We start from the raw sequence: 2119 nt of genomic DNA, 5'->3' as shown, positions 1-2119 counted from the left end.
GGTGTGGCGCCAGGTTCGGGGGCGGAGCCAACCCGCACGGGTACGGACACGGACACGTGGGGCGGGGGCGAAGACACCGGCGGCACGGACGGGTCGGGCAGCGGCACAGCCTTGCCAACCTGCTGCAGCGTGCCGGCGGCCGGCCCATGGTCGACCTCGCCCGGCTCCGCCAGCGTGCCGGGCGTGGGCCCAAGGACGTCGGCGGCGGCTGCCGCCGGGTCGGTCGCGGCCCCCGTGACGTCCAAGGCGTTGGCCCGGAGCGGGACGCAGACGGCGCCGGCCAGGAGGCCGGCGAGCACCACGGCCGGCAGGGTGGTCGTGCGGGTCAGGGAACGCGGCTTGGTCATGTGCGGGTCGCCTGTGTGTCGTGTTGCGTTGCTCGGGCTACCACACTTTCGCAGGCGTTCCTGAAGACACCCTGAAGAACGGCTGAAGGTTTCCTGAAGACCCGCTGGGTGCCGCGCGTCTCCAGCGCGGCCGTTCGGCGACGTCGGGGCTCGGGGGCTTGCGGTGGGGATCGGCGTGGACCGCGTCGACCGGGCCCGAGCCGACGTCGGCATTGACCGAGTGGATCACCTCGTCGATGTTGGCGTACTCGACCGGCGGCAGCGACCGCAGCGCCCTGTTGCGTCTCCTCGTCACGCGTGCGCCTCGGCGGCGCGCACGAAGCCGTCCTTGTCGGCGGGGAGGTCCACCTCCGACAGCGCGTCCTTGAGGGCGGTGATCGACACGTTGGCCTCCGCCGGACCTCTGCCCACCTACCGTGACACCACCCGACGACCGCGACGCTGAGGGTCGAGGTCGCGGCAGTCCAGCAGGCGGACCGACCTCGGCCTGAAGGCGGCGCTGTACGCCGCCGTAGGGATCCCCGGCTTCTGGGTGATCGACCTCGCTCGCGACGAGGTGTGGTGCACCGCGGGCCCGTCGCCCGACGGGGTTCCGCTGGTGGTGCGCCACCGCGACGGGACGTGCGGGCGTCCACCACGCTGGCGTCGCGGTCGGGTCCCATGGCCGCGTGCGCCTGCCCGCCGGCCCTGCGGGCGCTCATACGACAGCGTTGGCGTATCGTTAGGCGATGGTGCAACGACCGGAGGCGGCGCTCAGGCTCGCGACGTCGCTCACCGCGCGTGAGCGCCGGTTGCTGTCGGGCGAGGGGCAGGCATCAGTGGATCACGCTGACCAACTGACCGCGCTGCAGGAGGCGGTGGCAGCGCTCGACCGCGCCGGCATGCCGTGCGCGCTCATCGGAGGTCTCGCCGTCGGGGTCCGCGCCGGCGTCCCTCGAGCGACGATGGACGTCGACCTCGCGGTCGCCACGGCCGTCGCTCGCGAGCGAGTGACGCAGGTGCTCAGCGAGGCCGGCTTCGCCCTCCGGGGAGAGCACGCGCACAGCGTCAACTTCCGTCACCGCACGGGTGAGCCGCTGCAGGTGGCGTTCGACCCGCACTTCGACGAGGTCATCGGGCGCGCTGAGCCGGTTGCCGTCGGCCGGACCGAGGTTCCCGTCGCGGTCCGTTCCGATCTCATCGCCATGAAGCAGCGAGCGGCTGAGGACCCTGCACGCAGGCGCAGCAAAGCCCTGCGGGACCTCGCCGACGTCGAGCTTCTGCGGGGTGACGTGCCCGACGACGACGAGGGCTGGTAGCGGACCGGCACACTCCAGGAGGGCCGAACGGCCCAGGCGTGCCCAGGGTCAGCGTCGGATGCGCCGTTCGGCCGAGTAGGAAGGCGGGCGGACCTCGTTGATCCCGTGCGGCGGGTGATCGTCACCGGCCCGGCCGGGGCTCACCCGTCCGCCCGTGTGAGCCACCTCGCCCGACAAGCTCGCCATCAGCTGCCGCGGCCACGCCGACCGCGGCGACGGCCACCACCACCGGGGGCCCCGGCGGTGGTGCACGCGCCGCGGGGTCAGCGTCAGCGGTCACCACCAGCAGCCGGCGCGTCAGGCCCTCGGCGACCGTGGCGAACCGGCGCAGCCGTGCCGGCGGCCATGGTTATCTCCGTGTAGGCGGTCAGCGCGGTCCGGTTTGACGGACAGCTGATCTCCGGCTCGGCGGACAGGTGATGTCCGGGTCGAGCGTTCCGGTTCCGATGGATGAGTCCCTCCGGGGGGTTGACT

At 73.0% G+C, this 2119-nt stretch carries 2 protein-coding genes; one reads left to right on the top strand and one right to left on the bottom strand.

What is annotated here, in order from left to right; translation table 11 throughout:
- Positions 1 to 347, bottom strand: a 347-nt coding sequence (locus tag VM324_15010) for a hypothetical protein (protein ID HVM00601.1), incomplete at its 3' end; no start/stop codon positions are given.
- Positions 348 to 1075: 728 nt separating this feature from the next.
- Between VM324_15010 and VM324_15005 the strand changes: the two genes are divergently transcribed.
- Complete coding sequence (locus VM324_15005; protein HVM00600.1) at positions 1076 to 1645, top strand: nucleotidyl transferase AbiEii/AbiGii toxin family protein; 570 nt, start codon at positions 1076 to 1078, stop codon at positions 1643 to 1645.
- Positions 1646 to 2119: the final 474 nt, after the last annotated feature.

It is taken from the genome of Egibacteraceae bacterium (assembly GCA_035540635.1).
Lineage (GTDB): Bacteria > Actinomycetota > Nitriliruptoria > Euzebyales > Egibacteraceae > DATLGH01.
The sequence above is the reverse complement of the archived record's forward strand: the minus strand, read 5'-3'. Positions and strand labels throughout refer to the sequence as shown.